The 2,176-nt window shown below is 60.2% G+C and carries 3 protein-coding genes; all 3 read left to right on the top strand.

What is annotated here, in order from left to right:
• Nucleotides 1-98 precede the first annotated feature (98 nt).
• Nucleotides 99-740, top strand: coding sequence for a tetratricopeptide repeat protein (locus ACQKP2_RS32580; protein WP_427582350.1), 642 nt, complete (start codon nt 99-101; stop codon nt 738-740).
• Nucleotides 733-1,884, top strand: a complete 1,152-nt coding sequence (gene bamB / locus ACQKP2_RS32575) for an outer membrane protein assembly factor BamB (RefSeq protein WP_427582349.1) — start codon at nt 733-735, stop codon at nt 1,882-1,884. Before ACQKP2_RS32580 ends, bamB begins: the two co-directional genes overlap by 8 nt.
• 232 nt (nt 1,885-2,116) lie before the next feature.
• Nucleotides 2,117-2,176, top strand: a 60-nt coding sequence (locus tag ACQKP2_RS32570; protein ID WP_427582351.1) for a GTPase, incomplete at its 3' end; no start/stop codon positions are given.

Raw genomic sequence — 2,176 nt, 5'->3', positions numbered from 1 at the left:
ATCTTTCAAAGGCGGCTTCTGGCACGCGTTGACCACCGTGAAGATGGAGTCACTTCCGAAAACGTAGGGTTACGCTATGACCACCAAAGCAATAAGGGGTGTCGAGTACCGAAGAGGAACAGCTGGCGGATTTGAAGGAGTGGTGGTCACGCAACGGCAAGCCCCTGGTCACTGGCGGCCTGTTGGCGCTGGTCATCGTATTCGGCTGGCAGGCGTTCCATAAGTATCAGAGCAACCAGGCACAAGGTGCCTCGATGCTCTATCAGCAACTGCTGGAAACCACACTGACGCCTGACGGCAAGCCTGACGCGGCCCGGGTTTCGGACCTGGCGGCCAAGCTCAACAGTGAGTTCGCCGGTAGTGCTTACGCGCAATACGGCAGCCTGTTCGTGGCGAAAGTCGCGGTCGACAGCAACAAGCTGGATGACGCAGCGAGCGAGCTTAAAGCCATCATCGCCAAACCGGCCAACCCGGCACTGGGCGAAATCGCCCGTCAGCGCCTGGCGCAGGTACTGGCCGCGCAGAGCAAAGTCGACGAAGCGCTGAAACTGCTCGAAGGCGACGCCGACAAGGCATTCCTGGCCACCCGCGAAGAGCTCAAGGGCGACCTGCTGGTGCAGTTGGGTCGTACCGACGAAGCGCACGCGGCGTATCAAAAAGCCAAGGCGGCACTGTCGGATGAAGCGGCGGTCGGTGGCCTGCAAATCAAGCTGGACGACCTGGCCAAAGGGGATGCGTGACGTGATTCGTTGGAAACATGCAGCATTGCTGGCCCTGGCCCTTTTGGCCGCGGGTTGCAGCAGCAACGGCAAGAAAGAACTGCCACCGGCCGAACTGACCGATTTCAAGGAAGAAGTGGTTCTGAAGAAGCAGTGGAGTCGCTCGATTGGCGACGGCCAGGGCGAAACCTACAACATGCTGGTTCCGGCGATCGATGGCGAGACCATCTACGCTGCCGATGTGACCGGCGTGGTCATGGCGATGGACCGCAACAACGGCGACATCAAGTGGAAGAAAGACCTCGAACTTCCCGTTTCCGGTGCCGTCGGCGTGGGTTACGGCCTGCTGACGATCGGTACGCTCAAGGGTGAGATCGTCGCCCTGGATGCCATCAACGGTGAAGAAAAATGGCGCGCTCGGGTGTCCAGCGAAGTCCTCGCCCCACCTGCCAACAACGGTGACGTGGTCGTGGTTCAGACCCAGGATGACCGTCTGATTGGCCTGGACGCCGCAACCGGCAACCAGCGCTGGATGTACGACAGCACCCCGGCGGTACTGACCCTGCGTGGCACCAGTGCGCCGATCGTCACCAACCGCCTGGCGGTGGCTGGCCTGTCGACCGGTAAAGTGATCGCTCTGAACATCTCCAACGGCGTGCCGGTGTGGGAACAGCGCGTAGCGATTCCGCAAGGTCGTTCGGAGCTGGATCGCGTTGTCGATATCGACGGTGGCCTGCTGCTGTCCGGCGGTACGCTGTACGTCGCCAGCTATCAGGGTCGCGTCGCGGCACTGGATCTGGAAAGCGGCCGTCAACTCTGGCAGCGTGATGCTTCCAGCTATGCCGGCGTTGCCCAAGGTTTCGGCAGCGTCTACGTGAGCCTGTCCTCGGGCACCGTGGAAGGTGTCGACGAGCGTTCCACCACGGCGCTGTGGAGCAACGATTCGCTGGCCCGCCGTCAATTGTCGGCTCCGGAAGTGTTTTCCAGCTACGTGGCAGTGGGTGACCTGGAAGGTTACCTGCATCTGCTGAGTCAGGTAGATGGCCGCTTCGTCGGTCGCGAGCGCATCGACAGCGACGGCATACGCGCCCGTCCGCTGGTGGTGGGTGACACGATTTATGTGTATGGCAACAGCGGCAAACTGGAAGCCCTGACCATCAAGTAACAACTATGCTTGGGTTTAACCCCAAGCGGCTTCACCTGTGTCCAAATGTAGGAGCGAGCATGCTCGCGATGGATGTCAACGATTACGTTGGCGTCCTGAATGAACGCGGAGTCTGTGCGTTTTTCGCGAGCATGCTCGCTCCTACAGAAAAGCGCACGGTGATTGCCCCGAGCACCAGCCGCTGTCATTCAGCGGCTTTTGTATTTTCTGAAATAACGAAGTGGAGAGCCGCATGGTTCCCGTAATCGCCCTGGTGGGCCGACCGAACGTCGGCAAGTCCACCTTGTTCAAC

The sequence above is a fragment of the Pseudomonas sp. NPDC089569 genome (assembly GCF_050280625.1).
Taxonomy (GTDB): domain Bacteria; phylum Pseudomonadota; class Gammaproteobacteria; order Pseudomonadales; family Pseudomonadaceae; genus Aquipseudomonas.
Note: the sequence above shows the minus strand (reverse complement) of the source record. Positions and strands in the feature narration are given on the sequence as shown.

Bases quoted from the DNA above. Each gene is read 5' to 3' on its own strand.
- bamB (WP_427582349.1), top strand. From the start codon at position 733: ATGCGTGACGTGATTCGTTGGAAACATGCAGCATTGCTGGCCCTGGCC.